The 19467-nt window shown below is 54.4% G+C and carries 10 protein-coding genes and 1 tRNA gene; 9 read left to right on the top strand and 2 right to left on the bottom strand.

Going from position 1 to position 19467, the window contains the following annotated elements; translation table 11 throughout:
• The 4 genes from HYW18_04305 to HYW18_04290 all read left to right on the top strand — a co-directional run.
• Positions 1 to 676, top strand: a 676-nt coding sequence (locus HYW18_04305; protein MBI2485337.1) for a hypothetical protein, incomplete at its 5' end; no start/stop codon positions are given.
• Between the two features lie 174 nt (positions 677 to 850).
• Complete coding sequence (locus HYW18_04300) at positions 851 to 1264, top strand: nucleotidyltransferase domain-containing protein (GenBank protein MBI2485336.1); 414 nt, start codon at positions 851 to 853, stop codon at positions 1262 to 1264.
• Position 1265: 1 nt separating this feature from the next.
• On the top strand, positions 1266 to 1688 hold the full coding sequence (locus HYW18_04295; GenBank protein MBI2485335.1) for a DUF86 domain-containing protein: 423 nt from the start codon (positions 1266 to 1268) through the stop codon (positions 1686 to 1688).
• A 100-nt stretch (positions 1689 to 1788) separates the two neighbouring features.
• A complete protein-coding gene (locus tag HYW18_04290) occupies positions 1789 to 11406 on the top strand; it encodes a hypothetical protein (protein MBI2485334.1) in 9618 nt (3205 codons plus the stop codon).
• Here the strand turns inward: HYW18_04290 and HYW18_04285 are convergent.
• Entirely contained in the window at positions 11395 to 12531 is a 1137-nt protein-coding gene (locus tag HYW18_04285) for a hypothetical protein (GenBank protein ID MBI2485333.1), read from the bottom strand. The two genes, HYW18_04290 and HYW18_04285, sit on opposite strands and share 12 nt — an antisense overlap.
• Before the next feature lie 110 nt (positions 12532 to 12641).
• Here HYW18_04285 and HYW18_04280 point away from each other — a divergent pair, with 110 nt between their 5' ends.
• The 5 genes from HYW18_04280 to HYW18_04260 are packed head-to-tail and all read left to right on the top strand — an operon-like array spanning position 12642 to position 19270.
• Positions 12642 to 15275, top strand: coding sequence for a valine--tRNA ligase (locus HYW18_04280; protein ID MBI2485332.1), 2634 nt, complete (start codon positions 12642 to 12644; stop codon positions 15273 to 15275).
• Positions 15217 to 16428, top strand: a complete 1212-nt coding sequence (locus HYW18_04275) for a tyrosine--tRNA ligase (protein ID MBI2485331.1) — start codon at positions 15217 to 15219, stop codon at positions 16426 to 16428. The genes HYW18_04280 and HYW18_04275 overlap by 59 nt, the downstream gene beginning before the upstream one ends.
• A gap of 1 nt (position 16429) precedes the next feature.
• Positions 16430 to 18136 (top strand): arginine--tRNA ligase, encoded by a 1707-nt coding sequence (argS, locus tag HYW18_04270; protein MBI2485330.1) that lies wholly within the window; start codon positions 16430 to 16432, stop codon positions 18134 to 18136.
• Between the two features lie 39 nt (positions 18137 to 18175).
• A complete protein-coding gene (locus HYW18_04265) occupies positions 18176 to 18526 on the top strand; it encodes a polymer-forming cytoskeletal protein (protein MBI2485329.1) in 351 nt (116 codons plus the stop codon).
• Positions 18527 to 18529: 3 nt separating this feature from the next.
• Positions 18530 to 19270 carry a hypothetical protein gene (locus tag HYW18_04260; protein ID MBI2485328.1) on the top strand — a complete coding sequence of 247 codons (741 nt, stop codon included), beginning with the start codon at positions 18530 to 18532 and terminating at the stop codon, positions 19268 to 19270.
• Between the two features lie 34 nt (positions 19271 to 19304).
• Here the strand turns inward: HYW18_04260 and HYW18_04255 are convergent.
• Positions 19305 to 19391 (bottom strand) — tRNA-Leu (locus tag HYW18_04255).
• Between the last annotated feature and the right edge of the window lie 76 nt (positions 19392 to 19467).

The following is a 19467-nucleotide window of genomic DNA, read 5'->3' as shown; positions in this document are numbered from 1 at the left end:
GGGCACCATGAGCCGTCTGGAAGCCGAAGCCTCGCTCCCCACGACCATAGACGTAGACTATCTGGTGAAAGTCCCCGATGACGGAGACCCCACCACAGACTTCGACACCACCGTCTACTACATCGGTCTGGATGCCAAACGCCATCCCTTCCCCGGTTCCCAGGTCTACTTCTCCTGGTATGAGAACTTCGACCAAGTCCGTACCATTGATACCTCCACCCTCACAGCCATCCCGCTTGGCACCCCTGTCCTTGTTCGCCCAGGCACGGTCATGGTGAAGATCCAGTCTGATGCCCGCACCTTCGCGGTGGAACCTGGCAACTACACCATCCGCCATGTGGCAGATGAAGCAACGGCCATCGCTCTGTATGGGGCCAACTGGAACAAGAGGATCATCGACATCGAGCCCACCTACTGGAGCCGCTTCACGATGGGCTCCACCCTCTCTGGCAACCTCCACCCCGCAGGGTCCGTCCTCCGTGAATCTGCCTCTGGCACCACCTACTACTTCGACGGAACAAACAAACGTGCCTTCTCTGGCTCCTCTGCCATGAGCGCCAACATGTTCCAAGAGAAGTACGTCATCGTGGCCCCCACCGGCAACGCATGGATCTCAAAACCAGCTGGTGCAGCCATTACCGGGTTTGAGGATGCACTGTTCTCACTACAGAGATAACAGTAACTGTCATTCCGAGCCCGTCGAGGAATCTTTGTAAGGATCCCTCGGCACGCCTGCCTGCCGGCAGGCAGGCTCGGGATGACAAAAGAGGCGGGGCAAAGATGCCTCGCCTTTTGGTTTGAATCGTATCAGTGTGATACGATTATCTCACCCAAATGATACGATTAACTTATGCGGCTTACAAAACACCAGAAGCAATCCATTACGTCGCGTCTGCGCAAGCAGAAAAATCTTTCTGCTGCACTTTTGTTTGGGTCGCAAGCTCATGGAATCACGGGGCCAATGTCCGATGTCGACATTGCGTGCGTATTTGCCCCACAGACATCAGCTTTGCAACGTGAGCGCACGATGCGTCATCTGTATGCCGACTTGGCTGAGCCTTTGCGTACGGACGCCATTGATCTTGTGGATACGACAGAAGCCCCTCCCTTATTACGCCATCGAGCGCTTATTGGGAGCGTTCCTCTTTTTGTCCGCCACAAAAATGTTTTCCACAAAGCGATGATTGAGGCTGTGCGTGATCTGGAAGATTTTCGTCCACATCTGGAAGTCCAACAACGACTTATTAAACGAAAATTGTCGTGATATGTCTTCGGTAGACCAAAAATCAGTGGCGCAAAAACTGATTCGACTCGAAGAAGTCATTCGTAAACTTGAGGAGATTGCACGGACACCGGAAGAAGCTTTTCTAGAAGACGACATTCTTCAAGCGGCAGCGGAGCGATTCTTTATCCTTGGGATCGAGATCATAACGGACGTCGGGAATCATCTGTTGGTCGAAAAAGCGGGGAAGGCCGGAGCTTCCTACAAGGATATCCTTATCCAACTGGGTCGTACTAAACTTGTGTCAAAGAGCTTGACCGACCGCAATCTTCAGATGACGGGCTTTCGGAACCTCCTGATCCATGCCTATGAAATAGTGGATCCAAGACGTGTATACGACGCCCTCCAGATCGCTCCAAAGGAACTTCGAGCGTTTGCTAAGGCATTTGCAAGGCATCTGAAGTAAAGCAATCGGTGTTAATATGCCCCGCTTTTGAGTTTTGCGGATAACTGGTGTTGTGCGAGGAGCAAAAACAGGATAAAATCCTCTTGCCGTTCGGCATTTTATGAAACTGCGCCATATTCTTTCTGCCACCGGTTTTTTGGTAGTTGGATTTGTATTTTTCGCACCACACGACGCGTTCGCCGCAACCAAATACTGGGTGGGTGGGGCTGGCGCAAACATTAATGCCTCCAATGTTTGGCATTCTGCTGCGGCTGCGTGCGGAACGAGTGGTGATACAACCACTCCCACTTGGCAAGACACGGCGGTTTTTGCGAATGATTGTGATAACAACGCAACAGTGAGCGCAAATTGGGGTCCCGGGAATATTGATATGCAAACGGGGTACACGGGCACGGTAACCGTTTCGACCGGCGTTCAGCTCGAAGTTCCTTCCAATACGGGCGGGAATGTAACGGTGACGCAGGGAACTCTTGATGCGAGTGCTGCTTCATTCGTAACCATTGATACCACACTCACGATTGGAGCGAGTGGAGTATTCACGGCGGCCACGGGAGGCGCGGGTACAGGCGACGAAACGAAAGTAGGAGGGTTGAACCATACAGCCGGTGGGACCCTTAACGTCAACACAGCCGACTGGGTTTTTCGTAACCCTTCAAGTGGTGGAGTCATTGATGTGAGCACATCGTTTACCTTCGAGGATGTGGAATTCAACATGAGCAATGGTGACATGATAACGGTCGCTTCTGGTGATACCATTGTTGCGACTGGCGTGCTCACTCTCACGAAGGGAGGCATCAATACAGGGACAGTCGAGACACAGGGAGGGGTGTCGGTTGCGGCTGGGTTTACGGGCGGTGGGACAGCCACGGTGAATGTAACGACCGGGGGTACCGCGTCGATTGCCGCAGGTGCAAAACTGCCGAACTTCAATTTGAATAATGGTGCGACGGTCAGTGTGAGCGGCACTGGAACACTGACATTTGATAACTCGCTGACGATAACGAGTGGCACCATCAGCATGAATGCCGTCAACCTCACAGTTGATACCACGACGAGCATTCCAGCAGGAGGGACACTTAATCTGAACACAGGCACGAGCGATACATTTACCGGTGCGGTGACCGTTTCCGGTGGCACACTGAATACCAACTCCGCGACTCTGACAATATTAGGCGCGTTTACGATTTCGAGCGGGGCGTTTAATGGTGGTACGGCCACGATAACTCAGGGCGATTCTGCGAATGTGGAGTCCTTTACCATATCAGGAGGCACATACACCGCAACATCCGGGACCACGACATTTAAGGATAATTTTGTGCACACGGGGGCAGGAACTTTTACGCATGGAAGCGGAACATGGGTGATGAGGGCGAATAATGTTGCTTCGCTTGATGTGAATACGTCAGAGACATTTGGAAGTTTTACCGTGAACCCTGTGAATGGCAATGCAGTGACGGTTACCTCGGGTGATACGATTGTGGTGACCGGTGCTTTGACGGTCACTGCCGGAGCTTTGAACACGGGGATAGTGATAGCTCAAGGAGATGTAGATGTTGATGTAGGGTGTAACTGTACCGCGACGCTCTCCCTTGGCGGTTCTGCTACGCAGTCAATAGATCTCACAGACTTTACCGGTGCTTGGGATGGAGATGTGACAGTCAACAAGACAGGGGGAGAAGCAAATCTGGACTCAGCGTTTGTATTGGATGCTGCAAGCCAAGATCTCCTTGTCCGAAACGGAACTTTTGATATCAATGGGCAGACATTGACCGTGAGTGGGGCCGGTGGGACATTTGTTCTCTGCGGTGGAGCGGCGGCGAATGGATGTACGGCGAACGACGCAGGAACATTTAAATTGGTCGGAAGCGAATCACCTACTACCCCGACGACGATTCAGGCGGGAAGTACTGTTGAATACGGCGGCACGGTCGGTTCCTATACCGTGAAGGATTATGGATACTCTAATCTTTCCGTCACGGGGGCGGCGACCTTCAATATGCATGCTTCCGGTGAAACCGTGAATAACTTTACCATTGCCTCCGGTGCCACATTTGGTCTCTCGGGAAACAATCTTACTGTTAATGGGACGTTCAGCAATGACGGCATCCTGACATTAAACGGTAACGAAACTACGGTTTCTCTCACAAACGACACAAACTCCGGTACGGTAACGTACAGCGGAGCGGTGACGGTGACGAGTCTGAAAGGAGGAAATAACTACTACAATCTTTCATTTAATAATGCGGGCGGATCTTGGACGGCAGGTGCAGCCGTGGACGTAAACGGCGCGCTCACGATTACAGCAGGGACGTTTGCAACCGGAGGATTTGCAGTCACGCTTGCGGGCAATTTCACCAATGCGGGTACGTTTACGCACGGCAATGGGACGGTGACGCTTGATGGATCGAATCAGACGTTGGACGGTTCAACGACGTTCTACAACCTTACAAAAAATGTTACGTCTGCTGCACAACTGACGCTTGATGACGGTGATACGTTCACGATTGCGAATAACCTTACATGGACAGGACAGTCCGGACAGCTCTTGACGGTACGATCGGGAGCGAATGATATTGACGCCAATATGTCGGTGGGCGGCACAAAGACGGTCTCCTATTTGTCAGTCCGCGATCTCAACAACACAGGGTCGACCATTGCTTGTATGACAGGTTGTACGAATGGAGGGGGCAATGCGGGATGGGCATTTGTCTCCGATGCGATTCTTGACACGATAACCTATGAAGACAGCGATGCAGACGGCGATGTAGACCTTATCTCGATTGTCTACCAAGAGGACATTTCCCTTGTGAGTACCGTAAGTAATATCCTCTTCGCATTCACGAGTACGACGGGTGCAAATGGGTTTGGCGGGTCTCTTTCGGGAAACGTCTCTATCGATACAGGTGCCATCATCATCACTGTTACGGGGACGGATGCAAATGAGACGGGACATATTACTATTCCAACCTTGGCATTTACCTACGACGGGAGCGTGACGAATTATCTCGCAGACGCGAGTGGCGATATTCTTCCGTCTTTTGGCGCCACGAATGTTTCGGACGCCGCCGCGCCGCGTGTGAAATCCTCTGCCGGACGCGTGACGCTCGATAACAACAACGACGGCACGGTGGATTTTGTGAAATTAGTTTGGACGGAATCGCTCTCCGATGCGTCGGTAGCAGCAGGAGATTTCTGCGTGACGGATCTTTCGGGAGCCTGTGCGGGCGCCGCGCTTGCGGAGGCGTTCACTTCTACAACCCCGTCATCGGGTAACGAAACGGATACCGCAAACGATGCCACGATCTATGTGGGCGTCTCAAGCGGAGATAACGATATTGACCCCAACACAACCGACTATGCGCTCTATGTGCAAGTGTCGGGCACGGTGAGCGATGGCACAAATACATCTTCCGCGGAAGGCTCCACAACACAATCTACCGATGGCGCCGCACCTATAATTGTCTCGGCCACGACCGGCAACACGCAAGGGCCGAACGTCAACCGGATGACAATCAATTTTTCTGAACAGGTTGATATAACCGATGCGAGCGCTGAAGATGGATTCGATGCGCTGAACCTCATCAACGAGACGTCTGGGTCTTGCACAATTGATACGGCGGATGTGACTGATCCGAATATCACCTTGAAGACGTTTAACGTTACATGCACGACCGTGAACAATACGGCGCTCCTCTTTGATCCGCAGTATGCCACGGCTGGGTCGAGCACGATTATTGATGAGGCTAGCAACGAGATGCGCAACAACGAGACGGTGACGGCCACCGACAACGCCGAGGCGTATCCTATTTCATTGACGTACAAAGATGTTGTCTCGGTGAACGGGCAGGTGGACCGTGTGGACATTGTTTTTTCCGAGTCGCTCGATGACGGCGTGTTTACCTATGAGGCGGGGGATTGGAGCTTCACGGTCGGTTCGGAAATGAACCTGGCCGACACCGGCGCTTCGCTTGGCACGACAACGTCCGCCAACGACACGGTGCTGTTGACGGTCTCGGGCGATGCGAATGAAACGGGAGCGGCTACGGCGCCGACGTTGCAATACACGAACCAAGGCAACGCCGATGTGCGCGATGCCGCTGGAAGCCAGACGGAAACATTTAATAGTGCGTACAACGTTTCCGACGGCGCAAAACCGCGGCCAAAAACAGCGACGTTCTACGACGCTTCAAGCAGCGATGGCAAACTCGATTTGATCACCGTCGTCTACACCGAAAATATCTCGGCGGTGGTAAGCGGTACGGCGGATTGGGCCGTTTCTTCGGCCGCGAACTTTTCTTCACTTGTGGAGGGGACGGTGGAATGCAACTCCGGCGCGGCGGGAGCAAACGAGTGCGATTACAATTTTACGACTTCGACGATCAAAACAAACGTTGGTGATCTTACGTTGACGTATACGGCAGGGACTTCGGTGACGGATGGGGCGAACACGGCGAACACGATTGCGCTCTCGTCCTCCTCCACACCGGCGTTTACCGATGGCGCGGCTCCAGCGGCAATCGACTCACTCATCTCCATTGCAGGAGCGACGGGAACGAGCGGAGCCTTCAAAGTCAACGATACGGTGACGGTTATCTGGAACAACAGCTCAACGGCGGGCGATGTGTCGAGCGTGACGGCGAACCTCTCGCAATTCGGCGGCGGCGCGTCTGTGACGATGACCGACACGACGGCGTGCGGCGGAACAGCCTCCGACAATATCTACGAAGCCTGCTACACCATGACGGGCTCCGAGGGCATTGACGATGCGAGCAACAACGTCTCTGTTTCCGCGACGGATGCGGCATCCAACAACCGTGAAGGAACGGATACGAGCAACGCGACGGTGGATACGATTGTACCGACGGTAACAACGGCGAGGATCTCCGTTACGGGCGCATCGGGTACATCCGGCGCGTTCAAGAACGGCGACACGGCTATTGGCCGATGGGACAACTCGGGAACGGGCGACAACAACACGGATACAATCGTTTCGGTGACGATCAACGCCTCCGCTTTTGATGACGGTTCTGCCTCTCTTGCTGGCTCCGTAGCTTCGAGTATCTACACGGCTACGGTCGGCACACTCGACTCTCAAGACGATCTCAACAACAACATTACGGTTACGGTCGTCGACAATGCTGGGAACTCAACCGCAACTGTTGGGACGAACAATTACACGGTGGACACGGTTTTCTTAACCGTCACGGTCGGCAATATCATGGTTACCGGTGCCTCTGGAACCTCCGGTGCATTCAAAAACGGCGATACGGCTGTCCCGACGTGGAACAACACGACTGGCGGCGACAACAACACCGACACGGTCTCCTCGGTTTCCTTTGACGCGAGCCCCTTCCGCACGGGAGATTCGGCGCTCTCTGGTTCCAACTCTTCTGGTACATGGACAGCTTCTCTTTCAGGCGCTCTTACCTCACAAGACGACACGAGCAACAACGTAACCGTTTCGGCGACCGACAACGCGGGGAACGTTACGACAACGGTGGATACGAGCGACTACACCGTGGACACAATTCTTCCAACACTCTCGGCGGGGAATATAACAGTACTCGGCGCTTCGGGGACTTCGGGCGCCTTCAAAAATGGAGACACGGCAACGGCGCGCTGGGATGATTCTGGAACGGGGGACGACAACGTCGACACAATTGTTTCCGTCTCGTTTGACGGCTCTTCCTTTGATGATGGCTCTGGCTCGCTTTCCGGCTCCAACGCGTCTGATATTTGGACAGTGGCGATTGGCACACTCGACTCGCAGGATGATACGGGAAACACCATCGCAGCAACAGTGACGGATAATGCAGGAAATGTGAGCGGACCGACAGCCTCTACCGTGACATACACAGTTGACACCATCGTTCCCACCGTGAGCGTCGGAGCCATCACGGTCACCGGTGCATCCGGTACCTCCGGCGCCTTCAAAAACGGTGACACCGCCGTGGGGCGCTGGGACAACTCTGGAACGGGAGATAACAACACCGACACATTGGCCTCGGTCACCATCGACGCTTCGGCCTTTGATAACGGATCCGGTTCTCTCTCGGCCTCGGTTGACACCGGCATCTACACTGCCACGATCGGCGCGCTTGATCCTCAAGATGACACAAGTCAAAACATCACGGTTACAGTGGTGGACAATGCGGGGAACTCTACGACAACCGCCGACAATAGCAACTACACGGTGGATACGATTGTTCCCGTTGTGACTGCGGCAAATATCTCCGTCACAGGCGCCTCGGGAACATCGGGAGCCTTCAAGTTCGGCGACACCGCGGTTGGTCGTTGGGACAACTCTGGAACGGGAGACAACAATACCGACACGATTGCCTCGGTCACCATCAACGCTTCCGCCTTTGATGATGGTTCCGGTTCTCTCTCGCCCTCGGTTGATACGGGCATCTACACCGCGACAATCGGCACGCTTGATTCGCAGGACGATACGAGCCAGAACATCACGGTTACGGTGGTGGACAATGCGGGAAACTCCACGGCAACCGCAGACAATAGCAATTACACGGTGGATACGATCGTACCGGTCGTGACGGCAGGAAATATTTCCGTGACGGGTGCTTCCGGCACATCGGGCGCCTTCAAGTTTGGCGACACGGCCGTTCCAACGTGGGTCAATACCGTTGCCGGAGACAACAGCGGAGGAACGAACGGTGACATATCAAGCGTGAGCATCAACGCGGCGAATTTCCGGACGGGAGACACGGCTCTCTCCGCGTCGAATGCTTCAAATACATGGACGGCGTCGCTTTCCGATGCCATGAGTTTGCAGGATGATCTTACCAACAACGTGACCGTGACCGCGACAGATGACGCGGGAAACGCCACCTCGACAGCGGATACCGGAGACTACACGGTGGACACGGACATTCCTGCCGTTACGGGAGCGAACATGGATGCCACAGGTGCTACAGGAACCTCGGGTGCCTTCAAATTCGGCGACGATCCAACGCTACGATGGGACTTCACGACCGATGGGGAAGATGACACACTCGCGTCCGTCACGTTTAACGGAGCAAACTTCAAATTGGGCGATACGGCGCTTGCAGGATCCCTTTCTTCCACGCGCTACATCACCCTTCTCTCCGGCGATCTTGACTCGCAAGACGATACCGGAAACACCTTTACCGTGACCGTGATTGATAACGCCGGCAACACCTCGGGAGCCGTCACAAGCACACCGACGTATACGGTCGACACCATTGTTCCTGTTGTCACGCAAGCTTCCGTAACCGTAACCGGCGCTTCGGGATATTCAGGAGCGTTCAAAAACGGCGATGCGCAAGTGTACACCTGGACGCCGGCAACTTCGGGAGAAACGGATACGATTGCGAGTGTGACGTTTGATGGCAGCTTGTTTAAGTCGACCGACACGGCAGTTGCTGGAAGTCTTGGTGCGAGCATTTGGACAGCGACAAGCTCTCTTGATTCACAAGATGATACAGGCAACACGATTACGGCCACGGTTGTCGACGACGCCGGGAATTCCACGGGGCCGGTTCTCACAAACGGTTCTTACGTCGTGGATTCGATTATTCCTACGTATGTCTCCTCCACGTATCTTGATACCAATGCCAATGGCGTCATTGACCGTGTTGACGTGGTGTTTTCCGAGGACATGTCCACGAACTTCAGCGCCGAGAGCACGGAATGGAGCTTCCCAACAGCGGGAACGGTCGCGCTCACGGCTCCTTCATTGGATGCGTCCGTAACCGTCTCGACGACCACCGTGCGCATTGTTCCCGGCTCGGCCGCAACGGATGTGACAGGGGGCACGGCGCCGACGTTCAGCTACGCCGACAGCACGGGAGTCCTCACTGACGACGTTGGGAACCAAACGGCGAACCTCACCACACAGACGATCACAGACGCCGCCGCGCCGCAGATCAAGGCGACCGGAGGCCGTATCACGCGCGACAACAACAGCGACGGGACGGTGGACTATATGAAGATCGTGTTTACAGAATCTGTGGTTGATAGTTCTGTCGCAGCATCAGACTTTAAAATCTACATTACGACGGACGTCGTCGGCTCTCTCACGGAAACCTTCGTGGCGCTTACGCCTTCGGCCGGCAACGAGACCGACACGACAGCTAATGACGCGACGATTTTCCTCGGGATTGCATCGTCAGGTGAGACGATCTCTCCCAACACGACAGACTATACTCTCATGGTACAGATGACTGGTTCCGTTTCCGATGGGGTAAACGCCTCCTCTGCCGAGTCTTCGGCAATGGCCTCCGCTGACGGGGCCGGGGCAATTCTTGTCTCTGCGAATCCTGCAAACGGCAACTTCCATATTCCTGCCATCAACCCATTCACGCTTACCTTCTCTGAACCGATGGCCACGGGAAGCTTTGCTCTTTCTCCATCTCCGGCGTTGGCGTCTGGCTCATTCAGTTACGCGTGGGATGGAACAAACGAAACCGTCACGGTCACGCCTGGCATGTATCAGTTGGGCGGCACGGTAACGCACACGATTACGGCTCCCGACGCCTCGGCTGCGGCAAACGCCTATGCCGGTGTGACCTATGCCATTAAGCCGCTCATCCCCAGTTCCTCGGCTACGAGTGGCGGGGGAGGCGGAGGCGGCGGAGGCACGGTTGGAAGTTCACAAACGCTCAACCCCGATGGGACAACGCAAAGTGCACTGGCTCCGTTCCTTGTGACGAGTTCGGTCGCTCTCGTCTCTCCAAACGGCGGGGAGGCATTGAGCGGCGGCGCTCCGTACACCATTCGCTGGACCAAATCAGGTAATGTCACAAACGTCGTCTTGTACTATTCAGTGGATGGCGGGAAGACGTATGGTCTCATTATTTCGGGAGTGAACGGCACGAGCACCTCTTACGCATGGGCCGTACCGAATTTTCCCACGGACAAGGCGATCGTGCGCATCGTTGGGCGTGATGCCGGCGGTGCCACCCTTGCTGCCGACGCGTCCAACGCCGCATTCTCGATTGCTGTGGACACCAGTCTGCCGCTTGCCGATGCTCCTAAAGCAGTGATTGCCACAGCGGGCGACGTGTTTCTGACGCGTCCCGAAGCCGAAGCGCATCTTCCTACCGTCATCAATGTAGACGATCTGGTGAAAGTTGCGGACGACGGGGATGCAACAACCGACTTTGACTCCACGGTGTACTACATTGGTCTGGACGCCAAGCGCCACCCATTCCCCTCGGGCCACATCTTCCTTACGTGGTATGCGAACTTTGACACGGTGCGCACGATTGATACGGCCACACTCACCGCGATCCCGCTTGGGGCACCTGTGCTGGTGCGTCCGGGAACCATGATGGTGAAGATTCAATCCGATGCCCGCACGTTTGCGGTGGAGCCAGGCGGCTACACCATCCGCCATGTGCCAGACGAGGCAACAGCTGTTGCACTCTTCGGTCCTACGTGGAACAAACGCATCTTAGACATTGAGCCGACGTATTGGAGCCGCTTTACTATGGGACAGGTGCTTTCCGGACATCTGCACCCAGCTGGGTCACTGCTTCGTGAAACGACGGGGGGGACGACGCACTACTTTGATGGGACAAACAAACGCGCTCTTTCAAGCGCGGATACAATGGCGGCAAACATGTTCCAAGAGAAATATGTGATTACGGCCCCCACGGCTACAGAATGGATCACAAAACCCGCCGGGACGGTAATCGCCGGATTCGAGGATGGTCTGCTTTCGTTACAAAGATAGAACACTCTTCAAATGCCCAAGCACGAGTTTCTCAACTTCTGGCAGAGTTTTCTTTCCAAAATACAGATGTGCCTCTTCGTGCGTGCCGGCAGGTTTAAACGGCATGGCAAGCACAATAGCGTCATGGGGAGGGCGTGAGTGCAAAACGGCGTGCGTTTCGTGTTGCTCGTCTTCGTAGAGAAGGAGTGCTGCGTGGATGTTGGGGCTCCCATTCATCAACTCCTCAGCAATGCCGCTGAGGCTCTTCGCGCCAGCTCCCGCCTGTACAAAGTCCTGGGCGGAGAGGAGACTCCACACAAGTCCGCGCTCTTCATCAGAGCGGAGCCGCGCCATTGCCCGTCCCCACAATCGAAGGGTCTCTACGCTGCGTGTACGGTAGAGGTGTTCCACGATTTCGTCGCGCCGCGCGCCCTTTGCCACAAGCGACGAGGCGACCTGCAAGGTTTTCGGTGTCACTTTGGGCGAGCGGAATCCTTTCGTCTTTGCCATCATGCCGGCCAGAAATTGGGTAGACATGTGTTCGTCAAGCAATTCGGGCGCGACGGCGCTTACCCAATCGTGGCAAACCTCGCCGCATGCGCTTGCTGTCACATCCACCAAGTTATAATGGCCGAAATGTTCGTTATGCGTGGTGTGGTCAATGTTGATGATCGGTGTGCGATAGAAAAAGTCTGGATGCGCCTCGAACAGATGCGCGCATGCGGCGAGGTTTTTTGCGCCAACGCAGACGATCAGGTCATGGCGGTATTGCGTTTTGGAAAACTTCACGTCGTTCTCACCCCACATCCCTTCGCGCGGCGAAAGAAAAATGCGTAGCTCTTCGTGATTCGCGTCGTAGGAGATTTCCTCAAGAGGGGTTGTGGCGGTATTAACATGAATGACGAATGTCACGGCGCGTTCGAGCGCGGGATGGACCGGGTGCGACTGGTGGTTAAGGAATGCGTATTGGGACGGCGCATGCGGGTCAGCCGAAACAATATGGACGGGCTTATCCATTTTTTTGAGAAAGTCTGCAACACCAAGCGCACTGGCAAACGCGTCGGCCCCACCGCCCTCCGCAACGACAAGCAATGGCGTTTTGGATCGCTCAATGGCCCCCATGGCTTGCCGGTAGGTTTCCAACATAAGGAATGGAGCATCTTATCTGCTCGGAGCCTTTCGGTCAAGGAACCCAGTAAGGAGCTAAGCTCCTGATTGTTGCTGGAAAATAGCTTAAAAGCTATACTTTGCGCATTATGAAACCGGATGAATTCCCTAAATCCTACGCGCCGGGTGAGGTGGAGGATGGGCTTTACGAGGTGTGGATGAAGAGTGGGTTTTTTAATCCGGACAACCTTCCCGATAGGCGAGAGGAAGCATTTTCCATCGTGCTCCCCCCGCCGAACGTAACGGGAACTCTGCATGTGGGTCACGCGGCAATGCTCGCGATCGAGGACGCAATGGTTCGTTTTGCACGCATGCGAGGCACACGAGCCCTCTGGGTTCCTGGTACCGATCATGCAGCAATCGCTACACAAACAAAGGTAGAGAAGAATCTCATGAAAGAGGAAATGAAAGACCCTCGCCGCGAACTCGGTCGCGAAGAGTTTTTAAAACACGTGGCGGAATTTGCCGCCGACTCGCACGACATCATTGTAAATCAGATGAAGAAGATGGGCTGTTCGCTTGACTGGTCGCGTGAGGCGTACACACTCGATGAAAAGCGTTCGCGTGCCGTGCGCGCCGCGTTTACGCGCATGTACAACGACGGCCTTATCTATCAAGGTCAGCGTGTGGTGAATTGGTGTCCGCGTTGTCAGTCTACGCTTGCCGACGACGAAGTGGAGTACCGCGAACACTCCGCGAAACTCTACACGTTTCGCTACGGTAAAGATTTTCCCATCGCGATCTCGACGACGCGGCCGGAAACGAAGCTCGGGGACACGGCCGTGGCGGTGCATCCAGACGATCCGCGCTACAAAAAGTTCGTCGGGAAAGAATTTCCTGTCGTATTTGCCGGGCAACAGTTAACGATTCAGGTGGTTGCCGACGCGTCCGTGGACAAGGAATTTGGCACGGGGGCGCTTGGCGTCACTCCCGCGCATAGTCTCACGGATGCAGATATGGCCCGCACACACCATCTTCCCCTCGTACAAGTAATTGGAGAGGATGGACGGATTCTTCCCTCGGTAGAGAGCGGATTTGCGGGGCTTTCTGTAAAAGAGGCGCGAGAAAAGGTTGTCGCCTGGCTCCAGTCTGAGGGACTCATGGAAAAAGAAGAAGACGCGGTACAGAATCTTTCTGTGTGTTATCGGTGTGAGTCTGCCATTGAACCGCTTCCCAAGACGCAGTGGTTTATCAACGTGAACAAGCCGTTTCGATGGGGAGATCGGAAGGGATGCGGCATCAAAGCAGATGAAGACGTGACACTCAAGGATGTCATGCGGCACGTAGTCAAAACGGGAGAGGTGAAGATTTTGCCTCCGCGTTTTGAGAAAATATATTTCCACTGGATTGATAACTTGCGCGACTGGAACATCAGCCGCCAAATTTGGTTTGGGCACCGCGTGCCCGTATGGTATAGGGCAGAGGAGACATTTGTGGGGAATCACGCGCCGGAGGGAAAAGGGTGGGAGCAAGATCCCGATACGCTCGACACATGGTTTAGTGCTGGGCTCTGGACGCTTTCTCCACTTGGCTGGCCTGACGATACGGAGGATCTGCGCCGCTTTCATCCAACGTCGGTGCTCGAAACGGGCTACGACATCATCTTCTTTTGGGTCGCGCGTATGATTCTCATGACGACCTACCTTGTGGGAGAGGTTCCCTTTCGCACCGTCTATCTTCACGGCCTTGTGCGCGACGAGAAGGGGCGCAAAATGAGTAAGTCACTCGATAACGTGATTGATCCGCTCGATACCATTAAGGCCTACGGTGCTGATGCGACACGCCTTTCTTTGCTCGTGGGAACTACGCCGGGCAATGATCTGAAGCTCTCGGAAGAGAAGATCGCTTCTTATCGCAACTTTGCAAATAAATTGTGGAACATTGCGCGGTTCATTCTCACGAACGAGGGATATGCGTCTCGCCAGAGTCTGCCGAAAACAAAAACACGTGCCGACGAGTGGGTTCTTGGCCGACTCTCGGAGGTCATCGCGAGTGCGACAGGGAAGATGGAGCGCTACGAACTCTCCTCCGCCGCCGAGGAGCTTCGAGATTTTACGTGGAACGAATTTGCCGACTGGTATGTGGAGATTGCAAAGATTGAAAAAGGGAAGGAGCAAATTTTGTCTTTTGTGCTCGAACAGCTCCTCATCCTCTGGCATCCCTTCATGCCATTTGTTACGGAGGAGATTTGGCGGCGGATGGGAAAGGAGACCCTGCTTCTTGTTGAACCGTGGCCGAAATCTTTTGCCGGAAAAGTTCCCGAAGGATACGTGCACGTGCACGACGTGATTCGTGCCATCCGGCATTTGCGCACGACCTACAAGATCGAGCCGGCAAAGCGCGTCTCTGTTGTTTTGGTAAGCAAGAAAGAGGGGAGTCGTCTGCGTACAGAGCACGCCGTGATTGAGGGGTTGGCACGCGTGGAGTATTTGTCGGTTGTCCCGGGGGCAGAGAAGCCCCCACAGAGCGCCTCGATGGTCGTGGGTGACACCGTGGTGTATCTTTCTTTGGAGGGGCTTGTGGATGGGGACGCGGAACGGGAACGGTTTGCCAAAGAAGAACAGGAAGCAAAGGACTATCTCAAGATTCTTGAAAAGAAACTTCAAAATAAAGAATTCCTTTCTAAAGCGCCGGAGGCGGTGATCTCCGATCTCAAGACAAAATATGAAACGACTCGCACGCGTCTTCAAAAAATCCAAACCGAACTCGAGACTCTCGCCTGAAGAGAAGACAGAGCGCATCGAGATGTTCCTCACGCGCGGCGTGGAACATCTTTACCCTTCGCGCGAGTTCGTTGAGTCGCGTCTCAAGGAGGGCAAGCCCCTCACGATGTATTTAGGCATTGATCCCACGGCGCCGACGCTTCACCTGGGGCATTATGTTGTTCTGCGGAAGCTTCGTCAGTTTGCGGCGCTTGGACACCGTGTCATTCTTCTGATCGGAGGGTTCACAGGAATGATCGGAGACCCGGATAAGAGCACAGCACGCACGCCGTTGAGTAAGGAGCAGGTTGCATCAAACGCTCGTTTGTATGCATCCCAAGCGGGCCGCGTTGTGCCAACGTTCGACCTGAAAAACAATTATGACTGGTTGCATGTCTTGACGTTTAAGGACGTCATTGAGCTTGCGTCGCATTTTACTGTTCAACAGCTGTTGGCGCGCGATATGTTTGATCGTCGCATGAAAGAAGACAAACCGATTTACCTTCACGAATTTTTTTACCCGCTGATGCAGGGATACGACAGTGTTCATATGGACGTGGACGGAGAGATCGGCGGGAACGATCAGACATTTAACATGCTTGCCGGTCGGGACTTAATGAAAGCGATGCGAAGCAAAGAGAAGTTTGTCGTGACCACAAAACTTCTTACAGACTCTTCTGGAAAGAAGATGAGCAAGACGGAAAATAATATGGTGACGCTTGCGGATGCGCCAAACGAGATCTACGGCAAGATTATGAGTTGGAGTGATGGATTGATCCGGCCTGGGTTTGAACTTCTCACGGATGTGTCTATGAAAGATGTGCGTGATGCGGAAGATCCAAAGACGTGGAAAATGCGGCTGGCGTTTGAGGTGGTGAAAGATTTGCATGGAGAAAAAACCGCGACAGAAGCAGAAAAGGCATTTGTACAGACCTTTTCTGAACACCAAACGCCCACAGAAATGCCGGAGTACAAGCTGGAAAAACCTCTGCCGATTGTGGATGTTCTTGTCGCTTCGGGTCTCTGTGAATCAAAGTCGGAGGCGCGACGGCAGATTGACGGCGGCGGCGTGCGCGTAGATGATCGTGTGGTGACGGCCTACGATGAGATGATTGCCTCATCGGGCATTCTCCAGAAGGGCAAGCGGCATTTTATGCGCGTGGTGCGGAAATAGTATGTACGCTCTCCAAAGCGCCAAGCAAGAAGTTCTGCAAGCTCTGAAAGGAGCGCTTGGCAAAGGCGCCTCGCCGCACATTGCCGATCTTGAATCTCCGCGGTCTCCTGACTTTGGCGACGTGTCGTTCCCCTGTTTTACTCTCTCCAAAATCCTCAAGCGTTCTCCGGTGGAGTTGGCAACCGAGATCGCGGCGAAAATCGGCGCGAAGGGCTTTATTGCAAAGGCCGAGGCAAAAGGCCCATATGTCAACTTTTGGTTGAGCCATGAAGCGCTTGCCGCTCGAGTGCTTAAGGAGATCAAAACGGCAAAGGACAAGTATGGACACAGCACGCATGGGGCCGGCAAGCGCGTGCTGGTGGAGTACGCCAACCTCAACACACACAAAGAGGTCCACGTGGGACACCTGCGCAACCTTTCGCTTGGTGCGGCGGTCGTTGAAATTCTCGCGGCGGCGGGTTATGAGGCTATCCCTGTTTCTTACATCAACGACTTGGGGAATAATGTGGCACGCTGTCTGTGGGGGTACAAGAAGTTTTATCCTGACAAAAAGATCGAGCCCGCGACGGTCAATACATTTTTGGGCGAGGTCTACACGAAGGCGACGCGTGCGCTGGAAGAGGACGAGGCGGCGCGTGTCGAAGTATCGGTTGTTCAGCGCGAGCTTGAAGAAGGCAAAGGGGAGTGGGCAAAGCTGTGGAAGCAGACGAACAAAGCGTCCCTTGCCGGTCTTAAGGTTGCGTTCAAAGATTACGGTCTCCGTCTTGAAAAGATCTATCTGGAGAGCCAAAACTTGAAGGAGACGAAGCGCATCGTGCAAGATCTTATTAAGAAGGGAATCGCGGTGCACAGTGAAGGAGCGTGGGTGGTGCGGCTTGAGGATGAAGGACTTGGGGTGAGCATCCTTGTCAAAACCGACGGCACGCATTTGTATAATGCGAAGGACTTAGCGCTTGCGGCGCGCAAGGAGCGCGATTACCACCCGGACCGATCTGTGATCGTGCTTGATGTGCGCCAGTCGCTCCCCATGCAACAACTCTTCGCCACCCTGCGTCTCATGGGGTTCCAAAAGGAATTCATCCACCTCTCCTTTGGCCACGTGTCGCTTCCAGAGGGAGCGATGTCATCGCGTAAGGGAAATTTTATTCGCTATGAAGATGTGATGCGGCAGATGATAGATCTTGCGACTGTGGAAACGCGCACGCGGCACACGAATTGGAAAGATAAAAAGATTAACTCCGTTGCGCGGAAGCTCGCGTATGGCGCGGTGAAGTTTTCCATGCTCCGCGTGGATCCGGATAAGCCGGTGGTTTTTGATATGAAGGAGGCGTTGTCGTTTGACGGCTATCATGCCCCCTACCTTTTTTATACACTCGCCCGCTGTCGGGGGATTTTAGATAAGCAATCAAAAAAGATGGACCACCTCTCGCATGTGCCAAAGAGTTCGGCGGAAGAGGAACTTGTGCGTCTCCTTGCACACTATCCGGAAGTGATTCTTGAGGTGGCGATGGATTACCAAATATCTCGCCTCACACAATTTCTGTTTACGCTAGGGCAAGCTTTCAGCCGGTGGTACGCCGAGGCACCTATTTTGGCCGAGGAAGACCTAAAACTCCGCGCGCGGCGCCTTTCGGTGGTCGAGGCGGTCTCGCAGGTGATGAAAAACGGGGTGCATCTGCTGGGGATGGAGCCGCTTGAAGAGATGTAAAGAAGGTTCTACACTCCACCTGAAAACTAAGCCTTATCTATGTCGAAAGAGCATCTGACAACTATTGCCACGGGAGTCAAAGTAGAAGGGGATTTTGTAAGCGAGGGGGATGTCGTCATTGAGGGGGAGGTATCGGGAACGGTGAAGACAAAGGCCCATTTACACGTGGGGGGAGGCGCGCGGATCTCTGCAGACGTGTCTGCCAAGAGTGCCGTCATTGCCGGATCGGTCGTGGGAAACCTGGCAGTGGAGGAGCGGTTGGAGTTACAGGAAGGTTCGTCGGTGGAAGGGGACATTCGTACAAGCATTCTCAGTATTGCTCCTGGGGCCAGGGTGAACGGGCACTTGGCGATGGGACCGGCCGGAGGCGCAGAGCGCGAAGCGGCGTAAGCCATGTATTTTTACGTCTACGATGAATTTCTCTCAGACCGTTCGTTTGAGCGGGATCTGATTGCCGTCGAAAATCGTCTGGCAGATTTGGGCATTGCGGGGCGCGTCGCGCGCTTGGCGCTTTTTAAACATGCAAAATCGTTTGTCGGAGACGAACTTCGTAAGGGGCATATCACAACGGTCGTGGCTGTCGGGAATGACGCAACGGTACAGAAGGTTATCGAGGCCATGCAAGGACACGATGTGGTTCTTGGACTCATCCCTTTTGGAGCGCCTACGCGGCTTTCACAGATGCTTGGCGTGCCACAGGGAGTTGCCGCTGTGGACGTACTTTCCGCGCGCAACATCGAATGGGTGGATGCCGGCCGATTGAACGGGGAGCGGTTTTTAACAGGGGTGCAGTTTCCCGATCAGCCTGTGCGCGTTCATTGTGCTGAGGGATACTCTTTGGCGTCGGAAGATGAAGGGACGGTGGAGATCAGAAATCTGGCTGGAGACATCGAGGAGGGAGATGTTGCGGATCCGACGGATGGGGAGCTGGAGGTGGTGATTCTTACGCGCACCAAAGGCCTCCTCCGCCGTCGGCCGGCGCGAAGTATGTTCCGCTCGAAGAGTCTCACGGTCGAGTACCAGCAACCCGTGACGGCGGTTGTGGAGGGAAAGGAAGTAAAAGGGGAGCGCTTTACCGTTACCGTCGAGCCGAAGGTCTTGCGAGTGATTACAGGCAAGGGACGAAAGTTTTAGGAAACAAAATCCCCCGAGAACCCTCGGGGGATTTTGGTGCGGATGAGAGGACTCGAACCTCCAAGCCCTTGCGGGCACTAGCCCCTCAAGCTAGCGCGTATACCAATTCCGCCACGTCCGCAGGCGAGGGGGAGAGTATCGTACATTTGCTATTGCGTCAACCAGAAAAAGCGGCTATCTTGGGGGCGCATGGATGC

Source organism: Candidatus Uhrbacteria bacterium, from assembly GCA_016187485.1.
Taxonomy (GTDB): Bacteria; Patescibacteriota; Patescibacteriia; order UBA9934; family UBA10169; genus JACPJO01.
This window is presented reverse-complemented; position numbering and strand designations above follow the sequence as displayed.